Here is a 13,244-nt window from a genome sequence, read left to right on the forward strand (position 1 = left end):
TGTCGCGCGGAATGTCACGGAAGGGGCTCCGGGGGCGGTTAAGGTGCGTCCATGACCACGGACGCGACCTCGCTGACCGGTGCCCGGCCGTCTGAGCGCGGCGACGGCGGGCTGCTCGCCCGGCTGTCCGATCCCGCCGCCGACGGCGACGACCTCGACGCCCGGATCCTGGACGCCGCGCTCGGCGAGTTCGAGACCTACGGGCTGCGCCGGGTCAGCGTCGAGGACGTCGCGAAACGGGCCGGCGTCGCGCGCACCACGATCTACCGGCGGTTCACCAACAAGGAGCAGCTGCTCCAGGCGGTGATCCTGCGCGAGTGCCGCCGCTTCCTCACCGGCATCGCCCGCGCCACCGAGGGCCTCGCGTCCCCCGAGGACGCGGTGGTCGAGGGCTTCGTGGCCGGGTTGCGGAGCGCCCGCACGCACCCGCTGATGACGCGGGTCCTGCAGAGCGAGCCGGAGGCGTTCCTGCCGCAGCTCAGCATGAACGGCGGCGCGGTGATGATCGCCGCCCGCGACGTCCTCGCCGACCGGCTGCGCCGCGCCCGCCCCGACCGCGCCGACGAGCACAACGCCGTCGCCGAGGTGCTGCTGCGGGTCGCGGTGTCGCTGCTGCTGGTGCCCGGCGGCGGGCTCGCGCTGGACGACGAGGACGACATCCGCGCGTTCGCCCGCGGCTACCTCACCCGGATGCTGCGGCCGGGGGACGGCACCGGCTGAATCGCCCATTCCGCCCCGGGCGGCCGTCCCGTACCCTCTGATTGTCGAATTTCGTTCTAGAATCGGAGGCGGGCCATGGCGGCGGTCGTTCGGACGGCGTACGGCGAGGTTCGCGGCACCACCCGGGACGGCGTCACCGCCTTCCTCGGCATCCCCTACGCGGCGCCGCCGTTCGGCGAGAACCGGTTCAAGGCCCCGCGGCCGCACGAGCCCTGGGACGGCGTCCGCGACGCCACCGAGTACGGGCCCACCGCGCCCAAGCCCGGCTACCCACGCCCCTACGACCGGCTCCTGCCCGACCCCGTCGTCCCCGGCGACGACTGCCTCAACCTCAACGTCTGGACGCCGGACCCCGGCGGCTCCGGGCTGCCGGTCATGGTGTGGATCCACGGCGGCGCGTTCCGCAACGGGTCCGGCGCCGTCGACGTCTACAACGGGCACACCTTCGCTCGCGACGGCGTCGTCTGCGTCAGCGTCAACTACCGGCTCGGCGTCGAGGGCTTCGCGCATCTGCCCGGCGCCCCCGCCAACCGCGGGCTGCTCGACCAGATCTTCGCGCTGGAATGGGTCCGCGACAACATCGCCGGGTTCGGCGGCGACCCCGCCCGCGTCACCGTGTTCGGCGAGTCCGCGGGCGCGATGAGCGTCAGCACCCTGCTCTCCCTCGACCTCGGCCTGTTCCACCGCGCGATCGCGCAGAGCGGCGCCGGCTCCATCGCGCAGGACCCGGCGGACGCGCTGCTCGTCACCAAGGAGATGGCCGCGCGGCTCGGCGTCGAACCCACCGCCGAGGGCTTCGCCGCGCTCGACCCGGCGGCGATCCTGCCCGTCCAGTCCGCCGTGGCCGCCGAGGTCACCGCGCTGCCCGACCCCGGCCGCTGGGGCGCCACCACCGCCGCCGGCGGCATGTCCCTCACCCCCGTGCTGGACGGCGAGCTGCTGACCCGGCGGCCCGAGGACGCCGTCGGCGCCGGCGCCGGACGCGACGTGGACCTGCTCACCGGCTACACCTCCGAGGAGTTCCGGCTGTTCCTGATGCCGACCGGGATCGCCGCCGCCCTCACCGACGACCTGGTGTTCGCCGCGACCGCCGGGATGGGCGTGCCGCCGGCGGTGGCGGCCGCCTACCGGGACCGGCACCCGGGCGTCCCGTCCGGCGAGCTGATGGCGACGATCATCACCGACAGCCTGTTCCGGATCCCCGCGAACCGGCTCGCCGAGCGGCACGCCGCGTCCGGCGGCACCGGCGGCACCTGGATGTACGAGTTCGGCTGGCGGTCCCCGAACCACGACCTCGGCGCCTGCCACGCCCTCGAACTCGGCTTCGTCTTCGACAACCTCACCGCCGAGCCCGAGGGCCTCGCCGGCCCGAACCCGCCGCAGGAGCTGGCGGACCGGATGCACCGCGCCTGGGTGGCGTTCGCCTCCGGCGGCGACCCCGGCTGGGAGCGGTTCGAGCCGTCCGGCCGCGCCGTGAAGCTCTTCGACCACCCGTCCGACGAGATCGTCCACGACCCGCGCGGCGACGACCGGAAGCTCTGGCCCTAGAGGCGGGCGGTGACGTGCTCGGCGATCGCGAGGGAGGAGGTCGCGGCCGGAGAGGGCGCGTTGCGGACGGTCACGACCGGGCCGACGCGGCCGATGCGGAAGTCGTCCACCAGCGAGCCGTCCGCGTCCACCGCCTGGGCGCGCACGCCCGCGGGCGCGGCGACGACGTCGTCCGCGGTCAGCTCCGGTACGAACCCGCGCGCCTGCGCGACGAACGCCCGCTTGACCGCCGACCCGTACAGCTCCTTCGCGCCCGTCCGCCAGTGCCGCCGCGCGAGATGCCGGAAGCCGGGGAAGCGCAGCGTCTCCCACAGGTCGGCGGGACGGACGTCGCGGCGCCGGTAGCCCTCCCGCGCCAGCGCCAGGACGGCGTTCGGGCCGACGTCGACGCCTCCGTCCACGCGGCGGGTGAAGTGGACGCCGAGGAACGGGTACCGCGGGTCGGGCACGGGGTAGATCAGCCCGCGCACCAGGTCCGTCCGGGACGGGACGAGCCGGTAGTACTCGCCCCGGAACGGGACGATCGCCGGCTCCGCGGCGTCGCCCGCAAGCCGGGCCACCCGGTCCGACTGGAGGCCGGCGCACACGATCAGCAGGTCGAACACCAGCTCCTCGCCCCCGGGCGAGCCCACCCGGACGCGGTCGCCCGCCCGGCCGAGCCGCACCACCTCGAAGCCCAGCTGCACCTCGCCGCCGCCGGCGGCGACGTCGTCCGCGAACGCGCGCGCCACCGCCGGGAAATCGACGATGGCGGTGGTGGGCGAGTGCAGCGCGGCGACCCCGGCGGCGTGCGGCTCGATCTCGCGAAGCTCGGCGCCCGTCAGCCGGCGAAGGCCGGGGACGCCGTTGGCGGTCGCACGGCGCTCGATCTCCTCCAGCGGGCCGAGTTCCCCCGCGTCCCGCGCCACGACGACCTTGCCGCACTCCTCGTACGGCAGGCCCTTCTCCGCGCAGTACTCCTTCAGCAGGCCGATGCCGCGGCGGCACAGGGTCGCCTTGAGCGACCCCGGCGCGTAGTAGAGGCCCGCGTGGGCGACACCGCTGTTGTGGCCCGTCTGATGGGCCGCGATGCGGGCCTCCTTGTCCAGGACCGTCACGCGCGCGCCGGGCCGCGTCGCGGTCAGCCGCCGCGCGATGGCCAGTCCCAGGATCCCGGCCCCGACGACACCGATCCGCATCTCCGCCACAAGGCGAATGCTACGGCGCGGCGAATGCCGCGGCGTGGCGGGGCCGGGCGGGGATCAGCTGCCCAGCCGCTTGCGGCCCTGCGCGCGGACGCGCTTGCGCTGCGACGGGTCGAGCATCAGGTAGCCGGCGAGCGGCGCCCCGAGGACGCCCAGGATGATCAGCGCGCTCAGCCACCACGGGAACACGAACAGGGTCAGGAAGCCGACGACGACTCCACCGATCACTACCTTGGTCTTGGTCGACATCTGGTACCTCCGTTGACGGGCCGCCATTTGTTACAACGGCCGTCCCGCGACCGCTGTTCCACGATATGTCGCGAGTCCGCCCGGAGGCCACCGCCGAATCCGCCCGACCTCGGGCCGGGCCCGGCCCGTCAGGCCCGTTCGGCCCGTCCGGCCGTCAGACGCGGAGGGACAGCTGCCCGCCGCCCAGCGTGCGCAGCACCTCGGCGTGCAGCCGCCCGTTGGTGCACACCACGCTCCCGCCGTCCGGGCCCGGCACCCCGGACAGGTCGGTGAACATCCCGCCCGCCTCCTCCACGATCACCTGGAGGGCGGCGAGGTCCCACAGCGACACCTCCGGCTCGGTGGAGATGTCGATCGCGCCTTCCGCCACCATCATGTGCGACCAGAAGTCCCCGAACGCCCGCGTCCGCCACACCTGCCGCGTCAGGTCGAGGAAGTGGGGGAGCCGGCCCTGCTCCTCCCAGCCGCTCAGGCTGGAGAACGACAGCGACGCGTCCGACAGCTCCGTCACCGCCGACACGGTCATCCGGGTCGCGCGGGTCAGGCTGCGGCCCGTCCAGGAGCCGCCGCCGCGCGCCGCCCACCAGCGCCGGTTCAGCGACGGCGCCGACACGACCCCGACCACGATCTCGTCGTTCTCCATCAGCGCGATGAGCGTCGCCCACACCGGGACGCCGCGCACGAAGTTCTTCGTGGCGTCGATCGGGTCGATGATCCAGCACCGGTTGCCGTATCCGGTCCGCCCGTACTCCTCGCCGAGCACCGCGTCCCTCGGCCGGGCCCGCTTCAGCGTGCCGCGGATCTGCTCCTCCACGCTGCGGTCGGCGTCGCTGACCGGCGTCAGGTCCGGCTTGGTCTCGACGCTCAGGTCGAGGGCGCGGAAACGCCTGGTCGTGATGTCGTCGGCCCCGTCCGCCAGCACGTGCGCGAGACGCAGGTCATCGGAATAGCCCGCCACGGCGTGCCACGCTACCGCGATCACGGCCCGCACCGACACACTCACCCCCGGCGTTAACGGCTTTTCGGCCCGCCCCCGAGGCGCGGCGGGCGGTGCCGCGCGCGGGCACCTGGCAGCATGGGCGCATGGCCCACGACCTACCCGGGTGGGTCGCCGAGCTGACCGATCCGCGCCGCGCGCGGACGCTCGACGAGCTCGCCGACCGCCTCGTCCCCCTGGCCGAGCACGCCATCGACGTCTCCCGCCGGCTGCAGGCGCAGCTGAACGAGCTGAACGACCCGTTCAAACGGGAGGCCCTGTACGGGCGGGTCGAGCGGCTCAAGGCCCGCGCCGGCGAGGCGCTGGAGGAGATCACCGCGGAGATCGCCGCGTCCGGCGACGAGCGCCTCGAACGGCTCTGGGCGGACTGGGCGGAGCGCGCCGGGAGCGACGGGACCGACGGGACCGACGGGCGCGACGCCCGCGAGGAGGAGCTGCGCCGCCGCCTCGACCGCGACGTCGTCCCCGTGCTGTCCCGCAGCCGCCGGGACGTGGCCGAACGGGTCGCCGCGCGGACGTCCGCCGCGCTGGAGGAGGCGACGCAGACCCTGCTCACCCGGGTGGAGGAGCTGGCGCGGGCCGTCACCGACCTGATCACCGAGGTGCTGCCGCTGGCCCGCGAGGGCCTGGCGCTCGCCAACCGCGTCTCCGGCCTGTCCGCGCAGGCCCGCAAGGCCGGGCGCGGCCCGATCCCCGAGGAGCTGAAGGACGCCGGCGCCGGGACGGCCCGCGCGTTCGACGAGGCCGTCGCGCGGCTGGAGCTGGAGTGGGCCGCGCTCGGCGCCCGGTCCGCGACCGTGCGGGCCGCGCTGCGCGCCGCCGAGGAGAACGCGTTCAGCCACGTCACCGAGGAGATGACCCGGTGCGTGGAGGAGCTGGCGCCCGAGCACGTCCGGGCCCTGAACGAGGCGGAGGCGCGGGCCCGCGCCCTGTTCGGCGACCCTGCTCAGGAGCGTCCGGCCACCTGAACTCTCGGCTGAGCGGCCGCGCTGCCCGGCCGGGCCAGTGAACGGCCGCGCTGCCCGGCCGGGCCAGGGCGTCCGTGCGGGCGCCGGTTCAGCCGGAGGAGCGGAAGCTCGCGAGGAACGTCTCGTACACGGGGACGGTCGCGTCCCAGTGCGCCTGGTCGGCGGCCAGGATCACCTGGTAGAGCGCGCCGTCGAAGGGGAAGACGCGCACCCGCGCCCGTCCGGCCGTGCCGTTCTTGGTGAACGTGAACTCGATCTCCGCCGCGTCCCGGCCCTGGTACGGCACCTTCCGGTTGAAGTACACCTGCTTGTAGTCGGTGTAGTCGAAGTCCTTCGTGGCCGCCGCGAGCGCGTCCCCGGGATCGCTGGTGTCGAAGGGGCCGGGCTTCGCCCGCGTCACGGCCACGCCGCGCGTCGCGCCCTTCCCGGGCGCGGTGAAGGTGACGTCGTCGCCGGAGCCGTCGGCCGTCCAGCCGTCGGGCACGGCCGCCACGAACGCCGACCCCTCGTACCGGTGGTAGCCCGGCGGGACGCCGGAGTCCGCGCTCGGCGACGGATGGGCGCTCGGCGTGCCGCGCGGCCCGCCGTTCCCGCCGCCGTCGACGAAGACCGCGAACACCACGGCCGCCGCGACCAGCGCGACCGCGAAGATCCCCGCCGGGACGATCAGCTCCCACCGCCGCCGCGCGGGCCTGGGCGGCGCAGGCTCGGGAAGCGGCGGAGGCTCGGGTCCGGGCGCCGGGCCGGGCGGCTGTGTCCCTTCTCCGCCCCCACCCAGGGTGGCGTTGAGCCCCCGCGGCTCCGGGATCGGCAGCGGGCCTGGCGGATTCGGACCTGGCGTGGCCGGGCCGGGCGTGGGCTGCGCCGCAGCCGCGCGCAGCAGCCGTTCGGCCTCGTCATAGCCGAGCCGCTCCTGCGGGTCGCGGCGCAGCAGCCCGTGCAGGACCGGTTCCAGAGGCCCGGCCCGGCGCATCGGGTCCGGGTCCTCCCGCAGCAGCGCCCCCATCAGGGCGTAGATGTCAGGACGCTCGTACGGCCGGCGGCCCTCGACCGCCGCGTACAGCGTGGCGCCCAGCGACCACAGGTCGGACGCCGCGGTGGCGTCCTCGCGGCGCGCCTGCTCGGGCGACAGGTAGGCGGGGGAGCCGACGATCGCGCCGGTCTGCGTGAGCGTCTCATCGCCCGCGATGGTGGCGACGCCGAAGTCGGTGAGCACGGCCCGCTCGTCGGTGAGCAGGACGTTCCCCGGCTTGACGTCCCGGTGCACCACGCCCTCGGCGTGCGCCGCACGGAGCGCGCCCAGCAGGTCCAGCCCGATCCGCGCCACCCGGTCCGGGGCGAGCGGGCCCTCCCGCCTGATCACCGCGTCCAGGGCGGGCGCCCGCACCAGCCGCATCACGATCCAGGGGCGCCCGTCCTCCCGGACGACGTCGTGCACCGTGACGATGCCGGGATGGTCGAGCAGCGCCGCCGACCGCGCCTCCCGCATCGTCCGCGCGTACACGTGCTCGGTCTGCGTCCCGTCCAGGCCGCGCGGCGGGGACACCTCCTTGATCGCCACCTCGCGGTGCAGCACCGTGTCGCGGGCGAGCCAGACCACGCCCATCCCGCCGCGGCCGAGCTCCTCCAGGAGCTCGTAGCGGCCCTCGTCGATCGTGCGCGGCATGCAGGCGACGATACCGACGTACCACGCGGCGTGAAGCGCCGTTTTCGCCCCGTTTCCGGGGCACGCGGCTACTCCGGCTCGCCCTCCCGGCTGGCGAGCAGCCGGCGCAGCGAGTCCAGCCGGGCCCGGCTGGCGTGCCCGTCCTCGACCCATCCGTCCAGGCCGCAGGACTCCTGCAGGTGGTCGCAGAGCGGCGGGCAGCGCTCCGCCGCGCCCTCCGCCAGGTCCTCGAAGGCGTTGATCACGTTCTCCGGCTCGACGTGCGCCAGCCCGAAGCTGCGCACCCCCGGGGTGTCGATGATCCAGCCGTCGCCGCCCGGCAGCTCCAGCGCGATCGCCGACGAGGACGTGTGCCGGCCCCGCCCGGTCACCGCGTTCACCCGGCTGACGGCCCGCTCCGCGTCCGGGACCAGCGCGTTGACCAGCGTCGACTTGCCGACGCCCGAGTGCCCGACGAGCACGCTCATCCGGCCGGACAGGTGCCCGCGCAGCTCGTCCAGGTCGCCGCCGCGCCGCGTCACCACGTACGGGACGCCGAGCGGCGCGTACTCGGCGACGAGGCCGTCCGGGTCGGCGAGGTCGGCCTTGGTCAGGCAGAGCAGCGGGTCCATCCCGGCGTCGTAGCCGGCGACGAGCTGCCGGTCGATCATCCGGGGCCGCGGCTCCGGGTCGGCCAGCGCCGTCACGATCACCAGCTGGTCGGCGTTCGCGACGATGATCCGCTCGAACGGGTCGGTGTCGTCGGCGGTGCGGCGCAGCGACGACGCCCGCGGCTCCACCCGGACGATCCGGGCGAGGGTGTCCGTCGCGCCGGACACGTCCCCGACCAGCGCGACCCGGTCGCCGACCACCACGCCCTTGCGGCCGAGCTCGCGGGCGCGCATCGCGGTGACGGGCCGCTCGTCGCGGGTCCCGGCGTCCACCAGGCAGCGGTACCGGCCGCGGTCCACCGCCGTCACGAACCCGGCGGAGGCGTCCTCGTGCGCCGGGCGGCGGCGGGTGCGCGGCCGCGACCCGCGGCGCCCGGGCCGCACCCGGACGTCGTCCTCGTCGTAGTCCTGTACTCGTCGTGCCAGTGGTCGGTCTCCGTTCTCCGGCCGGCGCCGCTCTCAGGCGGACGCCAGCATCGACGCCCACAGCTCCGTGAAGCCTGGAAGTGTCTTGCCCACCGTGGCGGGATTCTCCACCTCCACGCCCGGGACGGCCAGCCCCAGCACCGCCGCCGCCATCACCATCCGGTGGTCGTCGTAGGTGCGGAACACGCCGCCGTGCAGCGGGCGCGGCCGGATCTCCAGGCCGTCCGGCAGCTCCCGGACATCCCCGCCCAGCCCGTTGATCTCCGTGACGAGCGCCGCCAGCCGGTCGGTCTCGTGGCCGCGCAGGTGCGCGATCCCGGTCAGCCGGGACGGGCCGTCGGCCAGCGCCGCGAGCGCCGCCAGCACCGGGGTCAGCTCGCCGACGTCGTGCAGGTCGGCGTCCAGCCCGCCGAACCCGCCGGCCCCCCGGACGGTCAGCCCGTCCGGGCCGGGCGCGATCTCCGCGCCCATCCGGGCGAGGAGGTCGCGGAGCGCGTCGCCGGGCTGGGTGGTGTCCGACGGCCAGTCCGGCACGGTGACGCGCCCGCCGGTGACGAGCGCGGCGGCCAGGAACTGGGCGGCGTTGGACAGGTCGGGCTCGATCACCCACTCGCCGCCGCGGACGGGACCCGGCGCGACCCGCCAGACGTCGGTGTCCGTCTCGACCGCCACACCGCGGTCGCGGAGCATCCGGACGGTCATCGCCAGGTGCGGCGCGGACGGCACCGGCGGCCCCTCGTGCCGGACCTCCACGCCCTTGCCGAACCGCGGCGCGGCCAGCAGCAGCCCGGACACCAGCTGCGACGACCCGGACGCGTCGATCGTGACCGGCCCGCCGTCGACCGCGCCGGTCCCGTGCACGGTGAAGGGCAGCGCGCCGCGCCCGCCGTCGTCGATGGCGACGCCGAGCGCGCGCAGCGCGGCGATGATCGGGCCCATCGGCCGCTTGCGGGCGTAGGGGTCGCCGTCGATGGAGACCTCGCCCGCGGCGAGCGCCGCGACGGGCGGGACGAACCGCATCACCGTCCCGGCGAGCCCGGTGTCCACCCGCGCCGGGCCGCGCAGCTCCTGCGGCACGGTCTGCCAGTCGGCGTCAGCGTGGGGCGACGACCCGTCGGCGACCGCCTTCGAGTCCTCCCCGATGCTCGCGCCGAGCGCGCGCAGCGCGTCCGCCATGAGCTCGGTGTCGCGGCTGTGCAGCGGCCGGGTGATGCACACCGGGTCCTCGGCGAGCGCCGCGAGGATCAGCGCCCGGTTCGTCATCGACTTGGAGCCGGGCAGCCGGACCGTGGCGTCGACCGGACCGTCGGCGACCGGGGCGTTCCAGTGCGGAGAGGGCATGCCCCAAGGTTATCGGGCGGCCGCCGGGGCGGCGCGAACGTTTTCGCGGGCCGGCCCGGGACGCCTCGCGGGTCAGAGCGGGATGGTGAGCAGCGTTCCCCCGCCGTCCACCACGACCTGGAAGCGGCTGATCTCGCTGCGCGACAGCGCGGTCGCGCCCTGCATCGCGAGCGGCTTCGGTGACCCGGCGACGCCGTACCCGGGCTCGGGAACGCGCCAGCCGCCGACGACCGACCGCGTCCCCGACGTCGACACCGCCTCCAGATGGCACCTCAGCGGGCCCTTGACGTGGGTCAGCTCGAACGTCACCTGCGTGCCCCACTTCTTGTCCACCAGGCCGACGGTGCCGGACGCGCCGGTCCGCGCGTCCGTCGCCTGGTGCCGCTCGCCGACGATCGCCTGAGGCTGCGGCTGCGGCCGGGGCTTGCCCTCGTCGCCGCCCAGCGTCGTCCCGACGCCCACCCCGATCGCCACCAGCGCCGCTGCCGCCGCCGCGCCCGCCCCGTACGCGACGCGCCGCGTCCGCCGGTCCCGCGCCTGCTTGCGCCGGACCATGTCGATCACCGGCGCGGGCGGCCTCGCGGGTTCCCCGGGGGGCTCGGCCTCCGCCGGGTCGATCCCGGAGAGCGCCTCCGCCAGCCCGCCCATCTCGTGCAGCTCGGCGCGGCAGACGCCGCACCCCGCCAGATGCGCCTCGAAGGCCCGCCGATCGTCGGCTTCGAGGAGCCCGAGCGCGTAGGCACCGACATCGGTGTGCTCGACCTGCGAACTCATGAGGTCACCCCCCTCTCCTCCAAGGCGACGCGCAGTGCGCGAAGCGCGTAGTACACCCGGGACTTCACCGTCCCCACGGGGATCCCGAGGTGCTCCGCCGCCTGGTTCACCGTCCGGTCGCGCAGGACCGTCTCGGTCAGCGCCTGCCGGTGCGCGGGCGACAGCGAGGCCAGCGCCTCGGTCACCACGACCTTGCGCAGCAGGGCGTCCATCTCGTCCGCCATCGGGAGGTTCTCCAGGGGGGCGTCGCCGACCTCGGGCGGCCGGACGTCGCGGTGCCGACGGTCGTCGATCACGATACGCCGCGCCACGGTGGCCAGCCAGGGCATCAGCGAGGTCGAGCGGACGTCGAGCCGGTCCGCGCTGCGCCACGCCCGGATCATCGTCTCCTGCGCGACGTCCTCCGCCCACTGCCGGTCGCCGCCGGTCAGCCGCAGCACGAACGACATCAGCGGCCGCTGGTACTCCCGGTACAGCTCCGCCACCAGCTGCTCGCCGGCCGGCGCGGGGGGCGGTCCGCCGCCCGGACCCGGCCTGCGGAGCAGGCTCCGCAGGCCGCCGGTCCGGCGGGTCGATCCGGGTGCTGCCATGGCCGGGCGTCTCCGTGTCGGTCGAAGGACCCAGGTAGCGGGCGGTCACCAGGCAGTACGCGGGCGACCCGGTGCGCGGTTCAACGGATTTGAGGCCGCGTTAAGGCTCGCTTCGGGAAACCGGCGCGTTCGGGGGGCGCGGGCTCAGTGCTTGACGGCCTGCAGCACCTTGCCGGCCTGCACCGCCGTGCCGGTCCCGACGGTCCGGCCCGCCTTCGCGGCCTTGGCCGCCTGCGTCGCGGTGCCCGCCTTGACCGACTTGCCGGCCTTCGCGGCGCGCGCGGCCTGCGCGGCGGTCTGCGCCTTCACCGTCTTGCCGGCCTGGGACGCGATGCCCTGCGCCTTCCCGGCCCGCCCGGCGGCCTTGCCGCCCAGCAGCCCGAGCCTGCCGCCCTTCTTGGACGCCTTGCCGAGCTTCAGCCCGCCCAGCAGCGCGCCGCCCCGCCCGGAGGCCCTCCCGGACGCCCGGCCGAGCTTCATCCCGAACGCGGCACCGCCGCCCCGGCCCGACTTCGCCGCCTTCGCGGCCTGCGTCGCCGCGCCGGCCTTGATGGACTTGCCGGCCTGCGCCATCATCCCGGACGCCCTGCCCGACGCCTTCCCGGCCTTGGCGGACGCCTTGCCCAGCTTCGCGCCGAGCAGCGCGCCACCGCCGCCGTCGGTCTTCGCCGCCTTCGCGGCCCGCCTCGCGGCCTTCCGGCCGCCCTCGGCGCGGGCCACCCGGACCTGCCGGGCCGCCTCGCGGCGGGCCTCCCGCAGCGTCACCGCGGCCTCGCGGCGCATGGCCTTGGCCTCGGCGCCCGCCCTGATCTGGGACTCGCGCGCGGCGCGGCGCAGCTCGGCGAGGCGCGGGGGGCGCCGGGGCTCGGTCGCCGAGATCAGCAGCGCGCCGAACAGCGCGGCGTTCTTCAGCAGGTGGGAGCGCTCTTCGGCGCGGCGGTCCGGGTCGTCCTCGGTCCAGTAGCGGTGCTCGGTCGCCAGCGCGGGCACCATCTGGGCCGCGAGCAGCAGTGTCGTCAGCCGCCGGAACTTGCCCATGACCAGCAGCGCACCGGTCCCGACGCTGATCGCGCCCTCGATCCGGACGAGGGTCTCGGGGTCCTTCGGCATCCAGTCGATCCGGTCGGCGATCGGTTTCACCGAAGGCCCGACCTGCTCGGCGCGCGGGCGCGGATCGCGGACCGCCTCCAGACCGGTCATGATGAACGGGGCCGCCACCAGGGGGCGGGCCAGGGTCTCGATGGGTCGCATGACCCGCTACATGCCCGCCACGATGCGCCTCAAGCGCGGCAGGATGGGGACCATGTGCGGTCGATATGCCACCACCCGCGCGCGTCAGGAGCTCCTGGACGAGTTCCAGGTGCAGGTCGACGCGGCCGGCGGGGAGATCCAGCCCGACTACAACGTCGCCCCGACGAAGCAGGTCCCGGCGGTCCTCAGCCGGCGGCCGAAGGACGCCCCGGAGGACGAGGAGGCGGTGCGGCAGCTCCGGACGCTGCGCTGGGGCCTCGTCCCGTCCTGGGCGAAGGACCTGTCGATCGGCTCCCGCATGATCAACGCGCGGGTCGAGACCGTCCACGAGAAGCCGTCCTACCGCCGCGCGTTCGCTCGGCGGCGCTGCCTGCTGCCCGCCGACGGCTACTTCGAGTGGTACACGCTCCAGGACGCCGACGACCCGGCGGACGGCGAGAAGAAGGCGAAGAAGAAGCCGCGGAAGCAGCCGTTCTTCATCCGTCCCAAGGACGGCGGCGTCATGGCGATGGCGGGGCTCTACGAGCTGTGGAAGCCGCGCGACGAGGAGGACGCCGACTGGCTGTGGACGTGCACGGTGATCACCACCGACGCGCCCGACGACCTCGGCCGGATCCACGACCGGATGCCGATGGTCGTCCGGCCCGACCAGTGGGACGCCTGGCTCGATCCCGAGCTGACCGACCCGGACGGGGTGCGCGGTCTGCTCGTCCCGGCGATGGCCGGCACGATGGACGCCTATCCCGTGTCGAAAGCGGTCAACAGCGTGAAAAACAACGGGCCGGAACTCATAGAACCGTCCAGTGATGGGGATAGTTCCGACAACCATTCCGGCGCGCTGTTCTGACCGCCGCCGCCCCGGCCCCTCCCGGTTCCGGCG

Annotated in this window: 13 protein-coding genes; 4 read left to right on the top strand and 9 right to left on the bottom strand. The window is 75.1% G+C overall.

The window, feature by feature from the left end:
* Positions 1–51 precede the first annotated feature (51 nt).
* Both ABZ914_RS07970 and ABZ914_RS07975 read left to right on the top strand, forming a co-directional pair.
* Complete coding sequence (locus tag ABZ914_RS07970) at positions 52–720, top strand: TetR/AcrR family transcriptional regulator (RefSeq protein WP_500192313.1); 669 nt, start codon at positions 52–54, stop codon at positions 718–720.
* A 75-nt stretch (positions 721–795) separates the two neighbouring features.
* Entirely contained in the window at positions 796–2,268 is a 1,473-nt protein-coding gene (locus ABZ914_RS07975) for a carboxylesterase/lipase family protein (protein WP_500192314.1), read from the top strand.
* Here the strand turns inward: ABZ914_RS07975 and lhgD are convergent.
* From lhgD to hisN, 3 genes are all read right to left on the bottom strand, one after another.
* The gene (gene lhgD / locus ABZ914_RS07980) at positions 2,265–3,446 is read right to left on the bottom strand and encodes an L-2-hydroxyglutarate dehydrogenase (RefSeq protein ID WP_500192328.1); all 1,182 of its coding nucleotides are present in this window, start codon (positions 3,444–3,446) and stop codon (positions 2,265–2,267) included. The genes ABZ914_RS07975 and lhgD overlap by 4 nt on opposite strands.
* 63 nt (positions 3,447–3,509) lie before the next feature.
* Positions 3,510–3,701 carry a tail-anchor membrane protein gene (locus tag ABZ914_RS07985; protein ID WP_151541353.1) on the bottom strand — a complete coding sequence of 64 codons (192 nt, stop codon included), beginning with the start codon at positions 3,699–3,701 and terminating at the stop codon, positions 3,510–3,512.
* A 154-nt stretch (positions 3,702–3,855) separates the two neighbouring features.
* Positions 3,856–4,659 carry a histidinol-phosphatase gene (gene hisN / locus ABZ914_RS07990; RefSeq protein ID WP_190852635.1) on the bottom strand — a complete coding sequence of 268 codons (804 nt, stop codon included), beginning with the start codon at positions 4,657–4,659 and terminating at the stop codon, positions 3,856–3,858.
* Between the two features lie 125 nt (positions 4,660–4,784).
* On the opposite strand from hisN, the gene ABZ914_RS07995 reads away from it, so the two are divergent.
* Positions 4,785–5,666: a hypothetical protein gene (locus ABZ914_RS07995; RefSeq protein WP_500192315.1), complete on the top strand. Its 882-nt coding sequence runs from the start codon at positions 4,785–4,787 to the stop codon at positions 5,664–5,666.
* Positions 5,667–5,754: 88 nt separating this feature from the next.
* On the opposite strand, the gene ABZ914_RS08000 is transcribed toward ABZ914_RS07995, so the two are convergent.
* The 6 genes from ABZ914_RS08000 to ABZ914_RS08025 form a co-directional block, all read right to left on the bottom strand.
* Complete coding sequence (locus ABZ914_RS08000) at positions 5,755–7,332, bottom strand: serine/threonine-protein kinase (RefSeq protein WP_500192316.1); 1,578 nt, start codon at positions 7,330–7,332, stop codon at positions 5,755–5,757.
* Positions 7,333–7,400: 68 nt separating this feature from the next.
* On the bottom strand, positions 7,401–8,366 hold the full coding sequence (rsgA, locus tag ABZ914_RS08005; RefSeq protein ID WP_347256528.1) for a ribosome small subunit-dependent GTPase A: 966 nt from the start codon (positions 8,364–8,366) through the stop codon (positions 7,401–7,403).
* A 75-nt stretch (positions 8,367–8,441) separates the two neighbouring features.
* On the bottom strand, positions 8,442–9,749 hold the full coding sequence (aroA, locus tag ABZ914_RS08010; protein WP_500192317.1) for a 3-phosphoshikimate 1-carboxyvinyltransferase: 1,308 nt from the start codon (positions 9,747–9,749) through the stop codon (positions 8,442–8,444).
* 72 nt (positions 9,750–9,821) lie between these two features.
* Positions 9,822–10,523 carry an anti-sigma factor family protein gene (locus ABZ914_RS08015; protein ID WP_500192318.1) on the bottom strand — a complete coding sequence of 234 codons (702 nt, stop codon included), beginning with the start codon at positions 10,521–10,523 and terminating at the stop codon, positions 9,822–9,824.
* Positions 10,520–11,113 (bottom strand): sigma-70 family RNA polymerase sigma factor, encoded by a 594-nt coding sequence (locus tag ABZ914_RS08020; protein WP_433140348.1) that lies wholly within the window; start codon positions 11,111–11,113, stop codon positions 10,520–10,522. The genes ABZ914_RS08015 and ABZ914_RS08020 overlap by 4 nt, the downstream gene beginning before the upstream one ends.
* Before the next feature lie 144 nt (positions 11,114–11,257).
* Positions 11,258–12,364: a DoxX family protein gene (locus ABZ914_RS08025; protein ID WP_500192319.1), complete on the bottom strand. Its 1,107-nt coding sequence runs from the start codon at positions 12,362–12,364 to the stop codon at positions 11,258–11,260.
* On the opposite strand from ABZ914_RS08025, the gene ABZ914_RS08030 reads away from it, so the two are divergent.
* Positions 12,363–13,211: an SOS response-associated peptidase gene (locus ABZ914_RS08030; protein ID WP_433140344.1), complete on the top strand. Its 849-nt coding sequence runs from the start codon at positions 12,363–12,365 to the stop codon at positions 13,209–13,211. The two genes, ABZ914_RS08025 and ABZ914_RS08030, sit on opposite strands and share 2 nt — an antisense overlap.
* Positions 13,212–13,244 lie beyond the last annotated feature (33 nt).

The organism is Spirillospora sp. NPDC046719, from assembly GCF_040645715.1.
Lineage (GTDB): Bacteria > Actinomycetota > Actinomycetes > Streptosporangiales > Streptosporangiaceae > Spirillospora.

Bases quoted from the DNA above. Each gene is read 5' to 3' on its own strand.
- aroA (WP_500192317.1), bottom strand. From the start codon at position 9,749: ATGCCCTCTCCGCACTGGAACGCCCCGGTCGCCGACGGTCCGGTCGAC.
- ABZ914_RS07970 (WP_500192313.1), top strand. From the start codon at position 52: ATGACCACGGACGCGACCTCGCTGACCGGTGCCCGGCCGTCTGAGCGC.
- ABZ914_RS08000 (WP_500192316.1), bottom strand. From the start codon at position 7,332: ATGCCGCGCACGATCGACGAGGGCCGCTACGAGCTCCTGGAGGAGCTC.
- ABZ914_RS07995 (WP_500192315.1), top strand. From the start codon at position 4,785: ATGGCCCACGACCTACCCGGGTGGGTCGCCGAGCTGACCGATCCGCGC.
- ABZ914_RS07985 (WP_151541353.1), bottom strand. From the start codon at position 3,701: ATGTCGACCAAGACCAAGGTAGTGATCGGTGGAGTCGTCGTCGGCTTC.
- ABZ914_RS08030 (WP_433140344.1), top strand. From the start codon at position 12,363: ATGACCCGCTACATGCCCGCCACGATGCGCCTCAAGCGCGGCAGGATG.
- lhgD (WP_500192328.1), bottom strand. From the start codon at position 3,446: ATGCGGATCGGTGTCGTCGGGGCCGGGATCCTGGGACTGGCCATCGCG.
- ABZ914_RS08025 (WP_500192319.1), bottom strand. From the start codon at position 12,364: ATGCGACCCATCGAGACCCTGGCCCGCCCCCTGGTGGCGGCCCCGTTC.
- ABZ914_RS08015 (WP_500192318.1), bottom strand. From the start codon at position 10,523: ATGAGTTCGCAGGTCGAGCACACCGATGTCGGTGCCTACGCGCTCGGG.
- ABZ914_RS08020 (WP_433140348.1), bottom strand. From the start codon at position 11,113: ATGGCAGCACCCGGATCGACCCGCCGGACCGGCGGCCTGCGGAGCCTG.
- ABZ914_RS07975 (WP_500192314.1), top strand. From the start codon at position 796: ATGGCGGCGGTCGTTCGGACGGCGTACGGCGAGGTTCGCGGCACCACC.